The organism is Shewanella sp. 10B (assembly GCF_023475885.1).
In the GTDB taxonomy this organism is placed as follows: Bacteria; Pseudomonadota; Gammaproteobacteria; order Enterobacterales; family Shewanellaceae; genus Shewanella; species Shewanella mangrovisoli.
This window is the reverse complement of the sequence record NZ_JAMDJO010000047.1, coordinates 1-205: the sequence shown is the minus strand read 5'-3', so window position 1 is coordinate 205 and position 205 is coordinate 1. Positions and strand designations below refer to the sequence as shown.

Genomic DNA, 205 nt, shown 5'->3' with positions numbered 1-205 from the left:
AGGACTCTGAGTTTTACACTCTCAGAAAAGTGGTGGGTCGTGAAGGATTCGAACCTTCGACCAATTGGTTAAAAGCCAACTGCTCTACCGACTGAGCTAACGACCCATCTAAGGACTCTGAGTTTTACACTCTCAGAAAAGTGGTGGGTCGTGAAGGATTCGAACCTTCGACCAATTGGTTAAAAGCCAACTGCTCTACCGACTG

At 46.8% G+C, this 205-nt stretch carries 1 tRNA gene; it reads right to left on the bottom strand.

From position 1 onward, the window contains the following. Positions 1 to 30: 30 nt before the first annotated feature. A tRNA-Lys gene (locus M0415_RS21410) sits at positions 31 to 106 on the bottom strand. Between the last annotated feature and the right edge of the window lie 99 nt (positions 107 to 205).